This window comes from Lysinibacillus sp. FSL M8-0337 (assembly GCF_038593855.1).
Lineage (GTDB): Bacteria > Bacillota > Bacilli > Bacillales_A > Planococcaceae > Lysinibacillus > Lysinibacillus sphaericus_D.
In genome coordinates this window covers 4201069-4221465 of sequence record NZ_CP151996.1, presented here as the reverse complement: position 1 = coordinate 4221465, position 20397 = coordinate 4201069, and the positions used below count along the sequence as shown (strand labels likewise).

Annotated in this window: 18 protein-coding genes and 1 riboswitch; of the genes, 17 read left to right on the top strand and 1 reads right to left on the bottom strand. The window is 37.4% G+C overall.

Annotation, left to right across the window (positions count from 1 at the left end):
- Positions 1-133: 133 nt before the first annotated feature.
- The gene (gene ytvI, locus MKY08_RS20520; protein ID WP_069508033.1) at positions 134-1192 is read right to left on the bottom strand and encodes a sporulation integral membrane protein YtvI; all 1059 of its coding nucleotides are present in this window, start codon (positions 1190-1192) and stop codon (positions 134-136) included.
- Between the two features lie 94 nt (positions 1193-1286).
- Between ytvI and MKY08_RS20515 the strand changes: the two genes are divergently transcribed.
- The 17 genes from MKY08_RS20515 (at position 1287) to MKY08_RS20435 (ending at position 20357) form a co-directional block, all read left to right on the top strand.
- Positions 1287-1835, top strand: coding sequence for a hypothetical protein (locus MKY08_RS20515; RefSeq protein WP_069508032.1), 549 nt, complete (start codon positions 1287-1289; stop codon positions 1833-1835).
- Positions 1836-2102: 267 nt separating this feature from the next.
- A complete protein-coding gene (locus MKY08_RS20510) occupies positions 2103-2648 on the top strand; it encodes a glutathione peroxidase (RefSeq protein WP_069508030.1) in 546 nt (181 codons plus the stop codon).
- Positions 2649-2802: 154 nt separating this feature from the next.
- A riboswitch (cobalamin riboswitch) is annotated at positions 2803-3006 on the top strand.
- A gap of 153 nt (positions 3007-3159) precedes the next feature.
- Positions 3160-3702 carry a hypothetical protein gene (locus MKY08_RS20505; RefSeq protein WP_069508028.1) on the top strand — a complete coding sequence of 181 codons (543 nt, stop codon included), beginning with the start codon at positions 3160-3162 and terminating at the stop codon, positions 3700-3702.
- A 1-nt stretch (position 3703) separates the two neighbouring features.
- Positions 3704-4663, top strand: coding sequence for a cobalamin-binding protein (locus MKY08_RS20500; RefSeq protein ID WP_081327827.1), 960 nt, complete (start codon positions 3704-3706; stop codon positions 4661-4663).
- Positions 4664-5232: 569 nt separating this feature from the next.
- Positions 5233-6000 (top strand): tyrosine-protein phosphatase, encoded by a 768-nt coding sequence (locus MKY08_RS20495; protein WP_069508024.1) that lies wholly within the window; start codon positions 5233-5235, stop codon positions 5998-6000.
- Between the two features lie 156 nt (positions 6001-6156).
- Positions 6157-7524 (top strand): MATE family efflux transporter, encoded by a 1368-nt coding sequence (locus tag MKY08_RS20490; protein ID WP_069508283.1) that lies wholly within the window; start codon positions 6157-6159, stop codon positions 7522-7524.
- Positions 7525-8355, top strand: coding sequence for a putative RNA methyltransferase (locus MKY08_RS20485; RefSeq protein ID WP_069508022.1), 831 nt, complete (start codon positions 7525-7527; stop codon positions 8353-8355).
- An 88-nt stretch (positions 8356-8443) separates the two neighbouring features.
- Complete coding sequence (locus tag MKY08_RS20480; RefSeq protein ID WP_069508020.1) at positions 8444-9052, top strand: 1-acyl-sn-glycerol-3-phosphate acyltransferase; 609 nt, start codon at positions 8444-8446, stop codon at positions 9050-9052.
- Positions 9053-9111: 59 nt separating this feature from the next.
- Positions 9112-9576: a low molecular weight protein-tyrosine-phosphatase gene (locus MKY08_RS20475; protein WP_069508018.1), complete on the top strand. Its 465-nt coding sequence runs from the start codon at positions 9112-9114 to the stop codon at positions 9574-9576.
- A gap of 220 nt (positions 9577-9796) precedes the next feature.
- A complete protein-coding gene (locus tag MKY08_RS20470) occupies positions 9797-10516 on the top strand; it encodes a YebC/PmpR family DNA-binding transcriptional regulator (RefSeq protein ID WP_069508016.1) in 720 nt (239 codons plus the stop codon).
- A 203-nt stretch (positions 10517-10719) separates the two neighbouring features.
- The gene (locus MKY08_RS20465) at positions 10720-12018 is read left to right on the top strand and encodes an arsenic transporter (RefSeq protein WP_176723122.1); all 1299 of its coding nucleotides are present in this window, start codon (positions 10720-10722) and stop codon (positions 12016-12018) included.
- Positions 12019-12108: 90 nt separating this feature from the next.
- Complete coding sequence (locus MKY08_RS20460) at positions 12109-13857, top strand: methyl-accepting chemotaxis protein (RefSeq protein ID WP_069508012.1); 1749 nt, start codon at positions 12109-12111, stop codon at positions 13855-13857.
- A gap of 215 nt (positions 13858-14072) precedes the next feature.
- Positions 14073-15815, top strand: a complete 1743-nt coding sequence (locus MKY08_RS20455; RefSeq protein ID WP_069508009.1) for a methyl-accepting chemotaxis protein — start codon at positions 14073-14075, stop codon at positions 15813-15815.
- Positions 15816-15897: 82 nt separating this feature from the next.
- Positions 15898-16473, top strand: coding sequence for a YdcF family protein (locus MKY08_RS20450; protein ID WP_069508007.1), 576 nt, complete (start codon positions 15898-15900; stop codon positions 16471-16473).
- Positions 16474-16554: 81 nt separating this feature from the next.
- A complete protein-coding gene (locus MKY08_RS20445) occupies positions 16555-18252 on the top strand; it encodes a M3 family oligoendopeptidase (RefSeq protein ID WP_069508005.1) in 1698 nt (565 codons plus the stop codon).
- 385 nt (positions 18253-18637) lie between these two features.
- On the top strand, positions 18638-19726 hold the full coding sequence (locus MKY08_RS20440) for an AI-2E family transporter (protein ID WP_069508003.1): 1089 nt from the start codon (positions 18638-18640) through the stop codon (positions 19724-19726).
- A 13-nt stretch (positions 19727-19739) separates the two neighbouring features.
- Positions 19740-20357, top strand: a complete 618-nt coding sequence (locus MKY08_RS20435; RefSeq protein WP_069508001.1) for an NUDIX domain-containing protein — start codon at positions 19740-19742, stop codon at positions 20355-20357.
- The last annotated feature ends 40 nt before the right edge of the window (positions 20358-20397 follow it).

Here is a 20397-nt window from a genome sequence, read left to right as displayed (position 1 = left end):
ATCATGAATAGAATGTGCCCTGTGTTTATTTTTATAATTCTCGTTGGTAGGACTTTAGCACAGCTGTAAATTTGCGAGCGACGTTTTGTTACTTCTTACAACTTGGCGCCCGCCCTCTTCCAAAACACATCTGCTAGATTTTAAAATTGATTTTAATAACCCCTGTTTCTTTTAAGGCAAACAATAAGATGATAACAAATGGCCCTACAAGTAAGCCGATGATACCGAATAGTTGTAGACCAACAAACATCGCTATTAATGTTGGTAGAGGCGATAAACCGATATGTGCGCCCATTACTTTAGGCTCGACAGTTCGACGAATAATTAATAAAATAGCTGCAAGAACAAAGAGCTTAATGGCAATCGATGTATTCCCCATCAACAGGTGGTAAGTTCCCCAAGGCGCTAAAATAATAATGGAGCCGAGGAACGGGATAACATCAATAATCCAAATAATAAAAGTCATTGTTAGCGCAAATTTTGGTTGAATAAGGAGTAACCCAACAAATGTAACTCCTGCAATAATAAAGCTAACAAGAACTTGTGCCTTCATAAAACCGAAAAATGCATCTTTTAAACGATTCGTAATAATTTTTAATTTCTTTTCTGTTGATGGCTTTAAATATTTATACGTTATCTGTTTTAATTTAGGTAAATCGAGCATAAATAAAAATAGAGCAATCATATAAACGAGAAGACTAATAAAGAGGCTTGGAATTTGTGAAAAGAAGGTCGTAACTTTGGTATAATTAAAGAAGTTTAAAAAAGATTCTTCAATTTTCTTAATAAAGTCGGTTGCCGTTTTTTGAAGTGAGGAACTCACTTCAGTCGGAAAGTCTTCTGTATATTTTGAAATATTCTCTTGCATATGCCCCCACATCTCAGATAGCTTAGAAATATAGTAAGGTGCTTGTTTGGAAATGGAAATTATTTGCGACATTAGTTGTGTAATAGTAAAGTAACAGATAATAGAAATAAAAATAACACTTACTATGTATATAAACGCAACAGCTATTTTCCGAGACATTTTCCATTTTCGTTTAAAAAACATGACAATGGGTTCCAATAAAAAAGCTGTAACACCTGCTAATAGTATGGGCACGGAGACTGGTATGATAAAATATGCAGCTACTAGGAGGCATATAATCGCTAGCGTTCGTATAATCAACTTTCGAGTTATAGATCTATTCATAAGCTCTCCTTTTTATCATTAATTTAAGTACAGTGTAACACATTAAAATTAAAATTTGAAAACGTTCTGAAAGTAATGAAGGTAGGGATAAATCATGGAAAAAGAGATTTTGGAGCTTTTTAGTAATTTAACAGAGCGTGACCGTGAAATTGAATACGAGTCTTATAGAAAATTGATGAAGATTGTGCAAGAGCCAGTCGATTGGACATATGCAGTTTGGGAACAACTTGTTAAAGCCCTTACATATAATAATGGACATGCGCGTGCGCGTGCTGCGCAGTTTTTATGTGCGTTAGCAGCAAAGAGTGATCCGGAAGAGCGTGTTCTTGATGATTTTCTAAAAATCTGGGCAGTGACGTATGATGAAAGAAAAGTAACCGCAAGACAGGCATTACAAGCAATCTGGCAAATAGGACTTGCAGGACAGGTTCAAAGAGATTTAATTGTTTCTTATTTAGCAAAAAGGTTCCAAACTTGTATGGATGAAAAACAACCAACACTTATTCGTTATGATATTATTGTCTCATTCAAGAAATTATTTGATGCTACTAATGATCATAAATTGTTGGATATTGCCATGAGATTAATTGAAGAAGAGCAAGATACAAAATGTAAAAAGAAATATAAAACAGCCATCCGTTAACATAGCGAGATGGCTATTTTTATGGTTGAGCGTGTTATTTTGAAGAAAGAAAAGTTATTGTTATAATAAAAAAAACAGTATTTTTGATTCATGTGAATATAGGTCTTATTTACTTATGAGGGATTTAGTAGGCAATAGTTATTAGATTTCAAAAAAAGCGACAAAACCATTTGTTGAGGAATAAGCAACATAATTGTTCACATAACGGTGAGGGGTTATAGTTGGTCATTCTATATAAAAAAATAGAAAGTAGAAAGGGTCGAGATAATGGGTATTTATAATTATTTAGTAAAGAAGCCAAACGGTGAAATTTTATCAATGGAAACCTATCGTGGAAAGACGATGCTAATTGTCAACACAGCCAACCAATGTGATTTTACATATCAATTCGAAGATTTACAGAAAATGTATGATAAATATGGCAAGGATAATTTTATTGTGTTAGGTTTCCCTTGTAATCAATTTGGAGAACAAAACCCAGAAGATGGAGCAAAGACCATTAAACTTTGTCAAATTAACTACGGGGTAACATTCCCAATCTTTGAAATAGTTCAAGTAAATGGCGAGGGGACACATCCATTATTCAATTATTTAAAGCACGAAGTAGATTTTCGTGAATTCGGCAAAGCCAATATGCAGGAAAAGATGTTAGCGGAATCAATTATCCAAATCGCTCCTAGCTTTTTAGATGGGCGTAATATTCGTTGGAACTTTACGAAATTTTTAGTAGATAATCAAGGTAATATAGTTGAACGCTTCGAACCAACTGATTCCCAACTAGATATTGAGCAAGCAATTGAAAAAATTTTATAGCTAGTTCTTTTAGTCAGAATTATTAGGAAAGAATAACGAATAGCTGGTCACTATGTAGAAATAGTGCTAAGTACGGTGTGGATATATTCGATTATACTTCAATCTCATAACTATTTTTTTAAATCCATATATGATAAACTGCTATTCAAGTGAATAATTCTTGCAGAATAATGGTGCTAATTTTAGCATAATCGGGAATTCGGTGTAAGACCGAAGCTGTTTCCGCAACTGTAAGTACAAAAATCATAATACATGCCACTGTCCAAAGACAACAGGATGGGAAGGCTTTATGAGCGCTACGAAATGAAGGTAGCTAACTGTACGAGCCAGGAGACCGACCGTTATTTAATGTATAAAAACTCTTCGGAAGCTAGGAGGATATACGGCAAATACATTAGCTGTCTTCGTTAGACAACACTATATATGCTATTTTCGTCGTTCCCTAGGGAGCGACGTTTTTTTATGCACCTTTTAAGCAAAATCTGTTCATGAAAGAAAGAAGGGATTACAGATGAAAAAAGATGCGCGTTATTCTTGTTACCCATTCATGCGTGAAAAAATATCTACAGTTGATTTTGAAATCCGTACAGATAGTTTAACAACGCATATCGGTGTAGCATTGGCTGCTGTAAAAGCCGAAGAAGTTGAACTAGTCGGGGCAGATTTATTGACTATTTTGCCAATGGCATACCATGTCAACGGCTCGGTACGTGGCAAACTTGCGGTAACGGAAGAAGATTTGTCCTGGCTCAGTGATCGTTATGATTTTTATGTAGGACATGTAAAGGAACAAATACAAAATTTTGTTTTGCCACAAGGCACGGGGGCTGCAACTGCGCTTCACTTATGTCGGAGTGAGGCAAAAAAATCGTACCGCGTGCTACATAAAGTGTCAGAGGAAAGGGAAGTACCGGCCATTCTTTTCGACTACTTAGGATTACTAGCTAATGTATTTTTTGTTATGGCTGTTTACATGAATCAACAGGCTGGAATCGCTGAAATCCCGTTTATTAGCAAATCATATCCAATGAAGAAAAAGAAGGAGAATGAATAAAGTGAAAAAACTATTAAAATTCCAATGGCTTACTGTGTTAATGCTTGCGCTTGTATTGACAGGATGCGGCACAGCAGATAAAGCGAAAAATGACGATACATCTAAATCGGACCAACAAGTTGAGCAAAGTGGCTATAAAGTTAAGGATGATCGCGATGTAGAAGTAGCATTTGATGCAGTACCGAAAACTGTTGTGTCATTACAACCAAGTAACACAGAAATTTTATTTGCACTAGGTGTTGGCGATAAAGTTGTCGGAGCTACAGAATATGATACGTACCCAGAAGAAGCAAAAAACATCGAACGTGTGTCAGATTCAGTGACATTTAATAGCGAACGAATTGTAGCCTTAAAGCCAGATGTTGTCATTGCGTACTCTACAGGAAATGAAGAGACACTAGATGCACTAAAAGGTCTTGAAGATGCAGGTGTGAAAGTATTTGTTATTCAATCAGCTGCATCATTTGAAGATGTTTATGGAGATATTCAACAACTTGCTGAAGTGATGGGTGTACAAGATAAAGGCGAGCAATTAAACAAAGAGATTAAAGCGAAAATTGCTGATGTTCAAGCAAAAGTAAAAAGTGTAGAAACACCAAAAAATGTTTACTTAGAAATTAGCCCAAAACCTGATATTTATACAACAGCAGCTGGTACTTTCCAACAGGAAATTTTAAATGCTGCAAATGTCAACAATGTATTTGGTGACCAAACAGGATGGGTAAAGGTTGCAGAGGAAGATGTTATTGCGAAAAACCCTCAAGTTATTTTAACAACGGTCAACTATGTAAAAGACCCAGTAGGGGAAATTCTAGGACGTGATGGATGGAATACGATTACAGCTATTCAAGATAAAGCAGTAAATGCTATTGATACAGATATTTCAAATCGTCCTGGACCTCGTATCGGGGAAGCTGTTGAGATGATTGCAAAAGCTGTATATCCTGAGTTATTTAAATAAGGATAAACGGTAAAGAACCTTTCATATTAGCTTTAGGCGAAAGAGAAAAGAGGCTGGGACATAACCTTAAAATCTTAAATAGAGGTACATTGGTTTTGATAAATTTTTGCTAAGAAAATATATAGAATATATTTACTATTATTTCTTTTGCAATGAATAATAAATTAGAAGGGTTCCCTAGTTGTTGGTGGCGGAGGTGGTGACTCTAGCGGGAAAAGCACATTATGTTAGACGCAACAGACCGCGCGTAGCGAGGGTTGCGGCTTACGGTGTGCCCGCAGAAAGCACCGCCGAAGCGGACAATAACGGCGCAGCAAAAAAGTGTTAGATTGACTGCCATCAATCTAACACTTTTTCTCTTTTGTCCCATTATCTGTTTTTGCTATGCCGTTGTTGCCCGCTGGCATTTCTTCCTTTGTAGAAAGTATTCGCCGAAGCGGACAATAGCGTTATTCCTGTTTTAAAATAAATATAGTTGAATAAATAAGGCATTGGATAATTGGTATTCTCTTTGTTTGTTCTATAAAATAGAAGTAGAAATGATTGCTAACATAAGGGAGGCGTAGTGGATGACACAGTTTGACATGAAAGTTATTCCGTTTGAGGCAGTCTTGAATTTCCGCGACATGGGTGGCTATAAGACGAGGGATGGTCGTATCGTAAAGAATGGCTTGCTATATCGTTCAGCTGCACTTGGTAAGATGACACCAGCGGATAAGGTGCGCTTTGAAACATTAGGGGTAAAAACAATTTTTGATTACCGAGATGAACACGAGGCACGAAATAACCCTAATCCAACATTCAAGGATGCAAAGTATATTCAAATTCCTGCAAAGGGAAATCATGCGTTTGAGATGCCAACAAATACTGGTGGTCACAATTTTTATAAAGTTGTAAGTCCTGAGATGTTCCGAGATTTTTATGCACAAATGCCATTTAACAATGTATCATTTAAAAAATTAATGGCAACCATCCAAAATCCAGATAATCTAGGTCTAGTTCATCATTGTGCAGTAGGCAAAGATCGAACAGGTATTGGAGGAGCTCTTATTTTGCTAGCATTAGATGTGCCAGAGGAAACCATTATGCAAGACTATTTAGAAACAAATATTTACTTACGTCCAATGGTAGAACGCATGGCACAGGCAATCCAAGATACTTTTAATGATCATGAATTACAGCAGTTTCACGCACTAATGTCAGCGCGCGAGGATTATTTGCAAGCCGCCTTTGATGCTATGGATAGTCGATACGGTTCAAAAAACGTATTTTTAGAGCAAGAATTTGGCTTAACAACAGAAAAACGACAGCAATTACAAGAATATTGCTTATGTTAATAAGACACCCTTTCACAGCCATGCAGTGAGAGGGATTTTTTTGTAAGCTATGCAATTATTTTTGTATTACCTATCCTATACAACAAGCCAATCTGTGATAAGATACAATAGATTTTTATGTAATGGATAGAGAGAGTGAAGTAGTTGGGACATGCGATGAGAGAGAAACATTCGACCGACCAGTTTAGTTTATTTCATTTAACATGGCCGATCTTTTTGGAAGTTTTTTTATTTATGTTAATGGGATTAGCCGATACATTTATGTTAAGTGCTTTGTCGGATAATGCAGTTTCAGGTGTTGGTGCTGCCAATCAATATATTCATATTGCGATATTAATACTTGAAGTGGTGGGCAATGGTGCTGCAATTGTTGTATCGCAATATTTAGGTTCGAAACGCTATTTAGAGGCTACAAAAATTTCGGCATTAGCCGTTACGATGAACGTAATTGTTGGGCTTATTATGAGTGTGATTTTTTTCTTTGGCTCAAGCCATTTAATGACGATGATGAATTTAAAGGGCGATGTTTTGCAATATGCGCAAAGCTATTTAGTCATTATAGGTAGTTTTATTTTTTTACAGGCTATTATTAATGCGTTAGCAGCCATTATTCGTGTCCATGGTTGGACGAAACAGACCATGTACGTTTCGCTTGGAATGAATGTTATTCATGTCATCTTAAATTACGGATTAATTTTTGGGAATTTTGGACTGCCAGAATTGGGTGTTAAGGGCGCTGCGGTTTCCTCCATTATTAGCCGTGGATTGGCGGTACTTGTTTTTTCGTGGCTGTTGTATCAGGTGATGGAGATACGTGTGAAAATAGAATACTATTTCAGCTATTCAAAAGAATATGTCCGAAAAATTTTAAATATCGGTTTACCATCTGCTTTTGAGCAAGTGCTCTACCAATTTTGCCAAATTGTCTTCCTTTATTACGCAACTTATATAGGTGCTGAGACGCTTGCAGCAAGACAATATGCCATGAATATTTCAATGTTTACATACTTATTTGCAGTTGCAATCGGTACAGGGACGGCGATTATTATAGGTCGATATGTGGGGGCAGGTAAAAAAGATGAGGCCTATCATCAATTATGGATAAGTGTGCGCTCAGCTTTTATTTTCACAATCCTTATGGTGAGTGTTGTCACAATTTTCCGTACGCAGTTCATGAGCTTATTTACAGATAATCCAGAGATTATCGCGATCGGCGGATCTGTCTTAGCATTAAGTATTTTGTTAGAAACAGGTCGTACAATGAATATCGTCGTTATTAATTCATTACGTGCTTCAGGTGATGCAAGGTTTCCTGTCAAAATCGGTTTTTTATCAATGGTATGTATGAGTTTGCCACTTGGCTACTTATTTGTATTTGTTTTAGATTGGGGATTAGTAGGGATTTGGTTAGCTATTTCAGCAGATGAATGGATGCGTGCTATTATCGTATACTTTAGGTGGAAAAGTAGAAAATGGGAGCGTTTTGCCATTGTTTCGCCAACAGAAAAAAAGGAGGGAAATTAAATGGGAGCCATTTCTAAACGAGCTGCAGGAGCGGCATTAATAAATGCAAATATTGAGCTATTTGCTTGTCCAATTTGTCAGGAGTCCATGCAAGTGTATGAGCAAGGGAGGTTGACATGTACAGCAAACCATTCTTTTGATATCGCCAAGCAAGGCTATGTCAATATGCTAACGCATGGAGCAACCTCTAAATATAGCAAGGATCTTTTTGAATCCCGCAAAAAGATAATTGATAGTGGGTTGTACGATCCTCTAGAGGAGAAAATAGCAGAATTAATAGGACAAGCAAAAACGGTGCTGGATACCGGCTGTGGAGAGGGTTCGCATTTAGCTCGCATACTGTCTGAAAGAGATGGTATCGGTGTAGGCATTGATATTGCAAAAGAGGGAATCCTTGCTGCTGCTCGCCATTACCCAGAGCAAATTTGGTGTGTAGGAGATTTAGCGAAAAGTCCCTTTGCTAAGCATAGCTTCGATGTCATATTAAATATTTTGTCCCCAGCAAATTATGAAGAATTTAAACGACTACTTACAACTGGAGGATGCGTTATAAAAGTGGTTCCGCAAAGTGGTTATTTGCAACAATTACGAGCGCAACTCTACGCTGATTCGGCTCAAGAAACGTACTCCAATGAGCAAACGGTCGAACGCTTTCGTGAAAGTTTTACAAAGGTTACAGTAGAGCGCATTACTTATACGGTTCCACTTGCTTCAATGCTTGTACCAGCATTGCTAGAAATGACGCCGATGGGCTGGCATAAAGCACAGCAAGCAGAAGTGGATGTCAGGGAAATAACGATTGATGTGGATATCTTAATCGGTCAGGTATAAATCAGATAGATTTGACTTGGGCAATTGCGATATATAGCACTTTTCGATTACAATAGTAATAACTATTGAATAAGGTAGGAATAAAACAGTGTATAAATTTACGGCAAATCTTGTCAAATTAATATTAAAATTAACAGGTTCAAAGGCTCGTGTATATGATGCGCATAACTTACCGAAGGATGGTGGGTTTATTATTGCGTGTACACATACAGGATATGTGGATATATTAAATTTAGGTGTTGCGGTCATGCCTCGTGAAATTCACTTTATGGCGAAAAAGCAATTATTTGATATCAAAGGACTAGGATGGCTTATTAATCATTTAAATGCCTTTCCTGTTGATCGTGATAATCCCGGACCAAGTGTGATCAAAATTCCCTCACAGCTGCTGAAAGAGGGAAAGATTGTTGGGATTTTCCCTTCAGGTACGCGTAATTCAGAAGGAACAGATTTAAAGCAGGGTGCCATCACAATAGCACAACTGTCCAAAACTCAAATTGTTCCAGCCGCTTACGTTGGAGCGCGAAATGCGGGCGATGTCTTTAAAAGAGGAAAGGGTTATCTTATCTATGGAGAGCCGTTTTATGTGACAGGGAAGGGAAAAGAAGGTCGTGAGGAATTTACACACCATCTTGAACATGAGTTAGTAGCTTTAACAGAAGAATTAAATAAACGCATTGCAGCAGATAAAAAATAATACAGTAAGCACTCAGAATCTCGTTGATTTTGGGTGCTTTGTCGTAGGAGGTATTTTTGATGATACGTGTACTATTCGTTTGCCTAGGGAATATTTGTCGCTCACCAATGGCTGAGGCAGTCATGCGAGATTTAATAGAAAAAGCACAGTTGACCGACAAAATCGACGTAGATTCCGCTGCAACAAGCTCATGGCATATCGGGGAGCCACCCCACCGTGGCACACAAGACAAGTTACGAGAATATGGTATAGCGACAAAGGGAATGCAAGGAAGACAGCTACAAAAGCATGATTTTGATCAATTTGATTATATTGTAGGAATGGATGAAAATAATGTACGTAATATTTTTACGATGCTAGGTAATCCTGATTCACCGAAGATTTTTCGTTTTTTAGATTTAACGGACCATCAAATGGATGTACCTGATCCATACTATACAGGTGATTTTCAGGAAACTTATGAACTAGTATTAGAGGGCTGTCAGGCATTATTACAAAAAATTAAGTTTGACAACAAGTTATAGGCACTAACTTTACGCTTATTTTTGTATTAAAATGGAAAATATTATGTGATTTTTCCCTTGTGAAAATATTACCTTAAACATTGGTATATCTAGCTTTGGAAGCATCAATATGTTATTATTTGCAGAGTAAAGATACGAAAAGTATTTAAATACCATTTGCAGATGTGTAGATGTGCATCTATGATTTTATAAACTTTATTTTTGAAAGAGAGTGGAAACAATGGGTCGTAAGTGGAACAATATTAAAGAAAAGAAGGCGTCAAAAGACCAAAGCACAAGTCGTGTTAATGCAAAATTCGGTCGTGAAATTTATGTAGCAGCAAAATCAGGCGAACCAGATCCTGAATCAAATCGCGCTCTTAAAGTTGTTCTTGAACGTGCTAAAACTTACAGTGTTCCTAAACATATTATTGAAAAAGCTATCGAAAAAGCAAAAGGTGGCGGTGACGAAAGCTTCGATGAATTACGCTACGAAGGTTTTGGACCAGCTGGTACAATGCTAATCGTTGATGCTTTAACAAACAATGTGAACCGTACTGCATCTGATGTACGTGCGGCATTTGGTAAAAACAACGGTAACATGGGTGTAAGTGGTTCTGTTGCCTATATGTTCGATTCAACAGCAGTTATTGGTTTAGAAGGTAAGACTGCAGATGAAGTGCTTGAAATTTTAATGGAAGCAGATGTCGATGCACGTGATATTCTTGAAGAAGAAGAGACGGTTATCGTTTACGCTGAGCCCGATCAATTCTTTGCTGCGCAAGAAGCACTAAAGGCGGCAGGTGTTCAAGAATTTACCGTTGCAGAGCTTTCGATGCTTCCTCAAACAGAAGTTACATTAACAGGTGACGATGTAGCAAAATTTGAAAAATTAATTGATGCTTTAGAAGATTTAGATGATGTACAAAACGTTTACCATAACGCTGATTTAGGTGAATAGTTTTTATTATCAGTCAGGCCAGTAGCAAACCATTGCTACTGGTTTTTACATACTCCAGCAAAAAGCCCTCCAACTCTAAAAGAGTTTCGTCTCATAAAGATTAAAAATCAGTGGATACCATAGGTTAAAGAAGGTGCTTTTTGCGTATGCTCGGGTGATAATGGGCATTGATAAGCAAATGTGGAAATTTATTAAGGGGGAGAATTGTGCAAACCTTATTCGCAATCGTTATTTTTTTAGTGACGTTATTTTTAGTCATTGTGCAACCACGTAAATTATCTATTGGATGGTCTGCCTGTATCGGTGCAGCATTTGCCTTAATGTTGGGGGTTGTAACATGGCATGATGTCGTGGCGGTAACTGACATTGTGTGGAATGCTACATTATCATTTATAGGCATTATTATTATTTCTCTTATTTTGGATGAAATCGGATTTTTTGAATGGGCTGCATTACATATGGCACGACTTGCAAGAGGTAGTGGCATTCGCTTATTCATCTATATAGGTTGCTTAGGAGCGATTGTTTCAGCACTATTTGCGAACGATGGTGCAGCATTGATATTAACGCCAATCGTATTAGCGATGGTACGAAAGTTAAACTTAACAGAGCAAAAAGTTTTTCCGTTTATTATTGCAAGTGGATTTATAGCAGATACAACATCATTACCACTGGTGATTAGTAATTTAACAAATATTGTATCAGCGGATTTTTTTGATATTGGCTTTACAGAATATGCGGTGCATATGGTAGTGCCGAATATCGTTTCTTTAATAGCTAGTATACTCGTGCTATATGTTTTTTTCAGAAAGGCTATTCCGAAGCAGTACTCGATGGAGGCGGTGGTTCAACCAACTGTTGCCATTCGAGATAAAAAATTATTCCACATCTCGTGGTACGTTATAGCAATATTATTAATTGGGTTTTTATTTAGTGAATATTTTATTATTCCAGTGTCATTTATTTTATGTAGTGTTGCGATAATTTTTTTATGGTTGGCACAGAGAAGTAAAAATATTGATACGCAGAGGGTTATGAAAGGTGCCCCGTGGAGTATAGTGTTCTTTTCAATAGGAATGTACGTAGTCGTTTATGGTTTGAAAAATGTAGGGCTTACGGGGGTGTTAGCCGATTTGTTAGAGTATGCCGTTCAGGAAGGCTTATTTGTAGCGACGCTAACGATGGGGTTTGTAGCAGCCATTTTATCAGCAGTTATGAATAATTTGCCGACGGTGATGATAGATGCTTTAGCTATTGCTGAAACAAGTGCAACAGGAACAATCAAAGCAGGACTTATTTATGCTAATGTTATAGGCACGAATCTAGGGCCGAAAATAACGCCGATTGGTTCCTTAGCTACATTGTTATGGCTGCATATATTGGCACAAAAAGGTATTAAAATTAGTTGGGGGCAGTACTTTAAAATAGGTATTATCCTAACGATCCCGACACTGCTTGTTACATTACTCTCATTATGCGCTTGGGTAGTAATAATATTATAGTATTAAAGTCAAAATAGTTGAAAAAATAAATTTTTAGGTAATAATTAGTTATTATACTAGCAAAATGAAGAAGGAAAGTGTGCCAAAAATATGAGCAGAGCAAATAAGTTAAGTAATAAAATTATTTTAATTTCATTAATGACATTAGTCGCTTTATTAATTGGTTTTATCGTCACGACGATTTACACGGCGAAATCATCTGTAAATAAAACAATGGGCTCGCAGGCAGTAGCGGTAGCAGAAAACATTGCAAAACAGTTAAATGCGGACGATTATATTGAGCTTTCGAAAAAACCATCGGAGTCTAAACTTTACTGGGAGCTAAGAGAGCAATTAAACGATTTACGAGAAAAAAATGGCGTGCTTTATGCTTATACATTTGCGGTACCAAAGGAAGATCAGAAAGTAAGATTTTTAGTAGATGGTATGCCTAATGATGACCAAGAAAATGCAGGTGCTATTAATTCGGAATCATCTTCTACTTACTATAAGGATCTTGAAAAAGTAATGGCGACAGGTAGCTATTATTCCGCAATATTACATAGTGACTTTGGAGATTATTTATCGGGTACGGTGCCATTAAAAGATGAATCCGGTACGATTGTTGCCTTTGTTGGTGTAGATATTGAGGCGACACAAGTAAGTGGCGTAACGAATACTGTATTAACTTCAGTTTTACCAGCCCTTATTGCGATTATGTTAGTATTAACTCTGGTTGGAATGTACATCATGTATCGTTATATTAACCGTTCATTAAAACCACTTAGTTCTTTAGGTGAAGCTGCTGAATGCTTTGCACGCGGTGATATTGTTCAAGCAACCGAAGCAGTCGAAAAACTACAGTTTAAAGGTAAAAATGAAATTGCCGTTTTCGCCAATGCTTTTAAGGAATCGCTGATAAAATTAAAAGACACTTTCCAAACGATTCAGCTTCGCACGGTTGCTTTACGAGAAGTTGTAGGCAAAATAGATGCTACTTCACAGCAGGTTGAAGCATCAAACTCAAAAATTGCAGACCGTATTATTGAAATTGCGGCAGGTAGTGAACAGCACCAGCAAAACAATAATGAGGTTTTGTTAACAATGAATGAAATGTCCATTGGCATCCAACGTTTAGCTGATACAACTTCCGAAATCGCTGAGTCTTCCAGTGCCATGACGGGATTAGTAGAGTCCAATGTAAACCATTCACAAGAGGTTATTTCGCAAATCCAAAATGTTGAATCTTCTGTGTTGCGTACAGCAGGACATGTTGAAGAGATGGGCAATAAATTCCGTTCAATTGAAGATATGGTGCTAGTTATTACCAATATTGCCGATCAAACAAACCTACTTGCATTAAATGCTGCTATTGAAGCGGCGAGAGCTGGAGAAGCTGGAAAAGGCTTTGCAGTAGTAGCGGATGAAGTACGTAAGTTGGCTGAAATGTCTAAGACTTCTGCTGATGATATTCAAAAACATTTAGTAAGCTTTAAAGATATTACGGACCGTGCTCTTTCTGAAATGGCACAAAGTACGGAAGATGTGCAAGCGGGGAATGAAGCGGTGCAACAAATTGGTACAAGCCTTTCACAAATTTTACAATCGGTTGCAATGGTTAACAATAAAATTCAAGATGACTCTGCAGTAATCGAAGAAATGTCAGCCGGTTCAGAAGAAATCTTAGCGACGATAGAGCAAATGCAAAATATTGCGCAGCAAAGTGCCTTAGGTACGAAAGAAGTTGCAACTGCTTCAGATTTACAGGTGGCAATGGTTTCAGAATTAAATGAAGTAGTAGAAATTTTGGAACGCACATCTAAGGAAGTAATTGAAGCGATTAATACATTTAAATTATAAAGAATATCAAAAAACTATTTTTCTACGCATTGTATCCCTGTAGAAAGATAGTTTTTTTTCTGTGCGAAAAAATGTGTATATTAGCATATTTAAACGAAAAGGTGAGTATTCTACACATTTATTGTGAAATACATATTGTGTAAACTATAAAACCATTCCATAATATAGATTAATATTAATGCTTTAAATGAACGAAGTAAAAAGGGGTGTAAAGCATGAAATTTTTACGTTCAATACAGGGGAAATTAATTATCGTTTCAATGGCATTACTAATAGTGCCGAGCTTAATCATTGGTATAGTCAGTTATGGGAAAGCAAAGGATGGTATGGAAGGTTTAGGCGAACAAGTTATTCAAAATAGTGTTGAGTCTACTTTGCAATTAATCGAACTTGCAAATGAAAGTGTAGAAAAAGGTGACATCCCTTTGGAGGTTGCGCAGGAAAGAGTACGAGAAGCGCTGCTTGGTCCAAAGGATAGTGAGGGAAAACGACCAATAAATTATCCTGGTAATCTAGGAGAGTATGGTTATATCTATGTTTTAGACGACAAAGGAACGTTAACAACGCATCCTACTCGCGAAGGGGATAACTTGTGGGATGATCAAGATAGCAGTGGAAAGTACTTTATTCGTGATGTAACCGAGCGAGCAATAGAAGGCGGTGGCTTTACGGAATATGAGTTTACACTTCCAGGTCAGGACGTATTAGCGGATAAAATCATTTACTCTGCAAAAGATCCGCATTGGGGATGGATCGTAGCATCTGGTACATATATGCAAGATTTTAATAAGGAAGCCAATTCACTGTTATTGGTTATTGGTCTAACGTTATTGGGCGCCATTATTATTGGTACCGTTATTGTAATTTTTGTATCTAGACATCTGGCTTTACCGGTTAAAAAATTATCGAAGCGTGTTCATGAAGTGGCACAAGGTAATTTAACGGTAGAAATTGAAAACCTACAACGATCAGATGAGATTGGGCAATTAAACACAGGCTTTAATGAAATGGTAGATCAATTAAAGACATTAATTACAGATGTTGAAGAAGCCATTGTTGAAATTCAATCTACTTCATCCAATTTAACAGCCGTTGCGGAGGAGACTAATGCTTACGGTGATGAAATTGTGAAAGCGATTAATGAGGTATCAAGAGGAGCAGTGAAACAAGCATCAGATGCAGAAGATACGAATCGTACAGCGATTGCATTTGCACAGCAAATTGTAGAGCTACATGATAAAAATGAATTAATGTTGGATGCTTCTCAAAAAATGAAACAGTCCAATGAAGAAGGGCTTGTGAATTTAAACAGTTTAAAACACAAATCACAAGAATCGTCAGCGCTTATTAATAGTGTTCAAACAGTGTTCAATAGCTTAATTGTTAAAGTAAGAGAAATTGAAGGTATTGTGGGCACTATCAATGAAATTTCCGATCAAACGAATCTTCTTGCATTAAATGCATCGATTGAAGCGGCACGTGCTGGGGAGCATGGCAAAGGCTTTGCTGTAGTAGCCGAGGAAGTACGTAAGCTAGCAGATCAAACATCTGTTGCAACAGATTTAGTACGCACAACGTTACGAGGGATTGAAAGTGAAACGAACTTAGTAAACGATGAGATGAAAAAAACAAGTATCATTGTCCGTGAGCAAAATAATTCAGTTAGTATAATGGAATCTTCATTTAATGAAATAGAAGCGTCTGTCGGAGAGATTATAGTAAATATTGGAGAGATGACGGCGGGCGTAGAATATTTAAATAGCTCTAAAGAAGATATTATGCAATCGATTGAAAGCATCGCGCTAATTAGTGAGAAAAATGCCGCTTCCTCTGAAGAAGTCACGGCATCTGTTGACGAGCAACAGAGAGCTATTCAGCTTGTTAGCGAATCATCCAATGATTTAACAGACGAAATTTCAGCATTACAGGAATCTATTCAACGCTTTACAATAAGATAACCATTTAGATGCTTGTACAGTATTCCTTGTACAAGCATCTTTTTTATAGGCAAGACGTTGTTAGTATAAAGGGGTGTTGCATGTGAAAAGGTGGCTAGTGGGAGGCATTATAATTGTTGTTTGTATAGGTAGTGCTCTTTATATATGGTTAGGACAGGAATTGAAACAAGGCATACAGCCAGTTGCAGATGGAACGGCACCATATGTTATCGTGCTTGGAGCAAAAGTAAAGCCAGGTGGTGTATTATCACTATCTTTAAAAAGTAGATTGGAAGAGGCTGTAACCTACCTCAATAAATACCCACATGTTAAGGTAATCGTCTCGGGTGGACAGGGAACAGATGAGGATAGAACAGAGGCATCTGCAATGTTTACCTACCTAGAAGAGAAGGGCATTGAAGCTGAACGAATTTTAATGGAAGAGCAATCCACATCGACCTATGAAAACTTATTATTTTCAAAAGAATTACTACCAGCAGGGACAAAGCAAATTACGATTGTCTCGAATGATTTCCATTTACAACGAGCGAAGTATTTAGCGAAGAAGCTTGATTTAGAGGCAGATGTCGTTGTTGCCAAAACCCCAAAATCTGTGGAAGCGAAGTTAAGACTACGTGAAAGAGCGGCATTATTAAAAACATATATCATTGGTCATTAATAATATATTTACTTTCTTTCCTTTATATATTTGGCATATAATAGAAATATAATGACTAAACGACAGAAAGAGGGTACTTCTATGACAACGTTTAAAGATTATGTATACAGTCGTCCGAACGTGGAGGCGATGAAAGAGCAACAGTTAGCTTTAATCGAGCAATTTAAAGAAGCACAAACGGTTGAGGCACAAAGCGAGCTAATCGAAAAATTAAATGAACTAAGTAATGAATATGCGACAATGGCTAACCTCGTCTACATTCGAGCATCGATTGATACCCACGATTCATTTTATCAAGAAGAACGTGACTATTTTGATGAAGTAGGCCCTGAGCTAGAAGAAATCACAACCGAATATTATAAAGCATTAATCGCTTCACCATTCCGCGAGCAGTTAGAGGAAAAATGGGGGCAACAGTTATTTGATTTAGCATCCTATCAAATTAAAGGATTTTCACCGAAAGTCATTGATTTAATGCAAAAGGAAAACAAACTAGTATCAGAATATAATAAACTAGTTGCTTCAGCACAAATCGACTTTAACGGCGAAACATTAACGCTAGCCCAATTAGGCCCTTATACAGAATCGACAGATCGAGCAATGCGTAAGGCTGCTACAGAAGCTCGTTTTGGCTTCTTTGCTGAGCATGAAGCGGAATTTGATCGCTTATATGATGAGCTAGTCAAAGTGCGTCATGAAATTGCTGTAAAATTAGGCTATCAAAATTATGTGGAGCTTGGCTATATCCGTATGAACCGAATTGATTATAATGCTGAAATGGTTAAGAAATTCCGTGACCAAGTGCGTGATTTAATCGTGCCAGTTGCAACAAAACTATTTGAGCGTCAAGCAAAGCGAATCGGGATTCCCGAACTAAAGTTTTATGATGAAGCGTTAAACTTCTTAACAGGTAATGCTACGCCAAAAGGTGACGCAAATTGGATTGTGGCAAACGGTAAAAAAATGTATGAAGAATTATCTCCTGAAACGGGTGAATTTTTCAACTTTATGATTGACCATGACTTAATGGACTTAGTAGCGAAAAAGGGGAAAGAAAGTGGCGGCTATTGTACATTTATTGAAAATTACCATTCGCCATTTATTTTCTCGAACTTTAACGGGACATCAGGTGATATTGATGTGTTAACACATGAGGCTGGACATGCCTTCCAAGTATTCTCAAGCCGTGATATTGGCATCCCTGAATATTTATGGCCAACCTATGAATCATGCGAAATCCATTCGATGAGTATGGAGTTTTTCACATGGCCTTGGATGGAACTATTCTTCAAAGAAGACACGGAGAAATATAAATTTACACATTTAAGCAGTGGCTTATTATTTCTTCCTTACGGTGTTGCTGTTGATGAATTCCAACATGTTATTTATGAAAATCCAGAGATGACGCCTGCTGAGCGTAAAGCTGCATGGAAAAAAATCGAGCAAACCTATTTACCACACCGTGACTATGATGGCAATAGCTACTTAGAGTCAGGTGGTATATGGCAACGTCAGGCACATATTTATGCAAGTCCATTCTATTATATTGACTACACATTAGCGCAAATCTGTGCGTTCCAATTCTGGAAACGCTCACGTGAAGAGTTTGACGCTGCTTGGAAGGATTATATCCATTTATGTGGCTTAGGCGGCTCTATGTCATTTACAAAGCTTGTGAAGGAAGCTGGCCTAATTTCACCGTTTGAGGATGGCTGTGTAGAATCAGTAATCGGTGTGATTGAGGATTACTTAAATTCAGTGGATGATACAAAGTTGTAGAACCTGTTTTATGACTTAGTAGAACAAGTTCCGCAAAGAACGCTAGTTGATGGTAGCAAAAGGCGGTGACCCCTGCTCAGAACGCACACAGCGTAAGACGCTGGCATTCAGCGCGTAAGCGAGGGTTGCGGCTTACGTGTGTGCCCGCGGAAAGCACCGCAGTAGCGGACATCAACGATAGAGAAAAAGTGTTAGATTGATGGCTGTCAATCTAACACTTTTTCTCTTTGTCCCAACGGAGCTACTTGAGAGTGTTTTCTATAAAAATTGTCCAAGATAAGTTGTTTTTTTGCTTGTTATCTTTGTAATAGATACTAGGATACTTGCGAAATGGTTAATATATAAGTAGTATTTTCAGTAACTGTGATAAAAGGAAGTGAAGAAAGTGACGAGGAAGGTATGGTTCCAAGTAGGTATAGGGATTTTACTAGTTTTACTAATACTTAAATATTTTATAGAGATTCATTGGATTTTCACACCGCTTGCTATGATTTTAAAAGCGATTTTTGTGCCGTTACTACTTGGGGGTGTGTTGTATTATGTGACAGAGCCAATTCAACGTTTTTTAGAAAAGCGTAGATGGCCAAGGTGGTCGAGTATTTTAACAATTGTCGTTGGACTGATTGCCATAGTAGTCGGCTTTGGTTGGATTATTGGTAATCCGATTGCTACACAGCTTAATAATCTGGCAAAAAATGCACCACTGATTAGTTCAAGTATTCAAGAGGCAACTGATTATGTGTTTAGCTTGTTCAGCAATAAGGATAATTTACCTCCGCAAATAACCGATTTTATTGATAATCTAGCCAATTCTGTACAGAGTATTGCTGTCGTAGCAAGTAAATGGCTTGTATCATTTATCCAATCACTGGTGTCAGTTTCTTTACTAGCGATTTTAATTCCATTTTTCTTCATTTTTATGTTGAAGGACCATGAGAAATTTGCGCCTTCCATTTATAAATATTTTACTGGCGAGCGTCGTGAATGGATTAAAAAGACATTAAGTGAAATAGACGATGTATTGCGTAGCTATATTCAAGGGCAACTGCAAATCAGTTTTTTACTAGCACTTATCATGTATGTTGGGTATTTAATAATTGGCTTAGAGTATTCATTATTGCTCGTGATTTTTGCTTTCTTTATGAATATGATTCCGTTTATTGGACCGTGGATTGCCCTTGCGCCAGCAGTCATTGTAGCAGTGATTCAAGATCCAATGCTTGTTGTGTGGGTATGCGTTGTTACACTTATTGCGCAGCAGATTGATAGTAACTTTATTACGCCTAATGTTATGGGGAAATCGCTTGATATCCATCCGTTAACAGTTATTACGATTATTTTAGCAGCAGGTAATATAGCAGGCTTTATTGGGATTATTATTGCGGTACCATTCTATGCGGTACTAAAAGTAATTGTTTCGAATATTTATGATGAACGAAATGCGATAAAGAAAAAGGCTACGAAGTCAGTATAGGGGTCGAATAAAAGTGGAACAAGAAATTGTTAAAGTTTTTAATGAGCAGCATGAACAAATTGGAACGGCTACACGGGCTGAAGTACATGAGAAGGGCTTGTGGCATGAAACATTTCACTGCTGGCTTGTCAACGAGAACTATATTTATTTCCAAATCCGTAGTGCGCAAAAGAAGGATTATCCAGGATTGCTAGATATAACAGCAGCAGGGCATTTATTAGCGGTTGAGACAGTAGAAGCGGGCATACGCGAAGTAAAAGAAGAATTGGGGTTAAAAATCAATATTCAAGACATCGTCAAAATGGGGATGACATCTTGTAGCATCGTATCTGAAAATATGATAGATAATGAATTTTGTCATGTCTATTTATACCCGTTTGAGGATAATTGGGACGCATTTGAGCTACAATATGAGGAAGTTTCGGGAGTTGTTCGAGCAAAGCTTGATGAAGCCGAAGCATTCTTTTTAGGGAATACTGTCACACTAAATATTGAGGGATATGAATATTTCCCAGATGGGAAACGAGCACGACTTGTGCGTCCTGTCAGTACGGCACAATTTGTTCCGTATCGTGAGCTGTATGTGGCGGATGTTATTCGCTTTGCCAAAAGTGCAATGTACAATCGATAGAAAAGTCACCAGCCCTGAATAATTAGAAAATGACCATTGG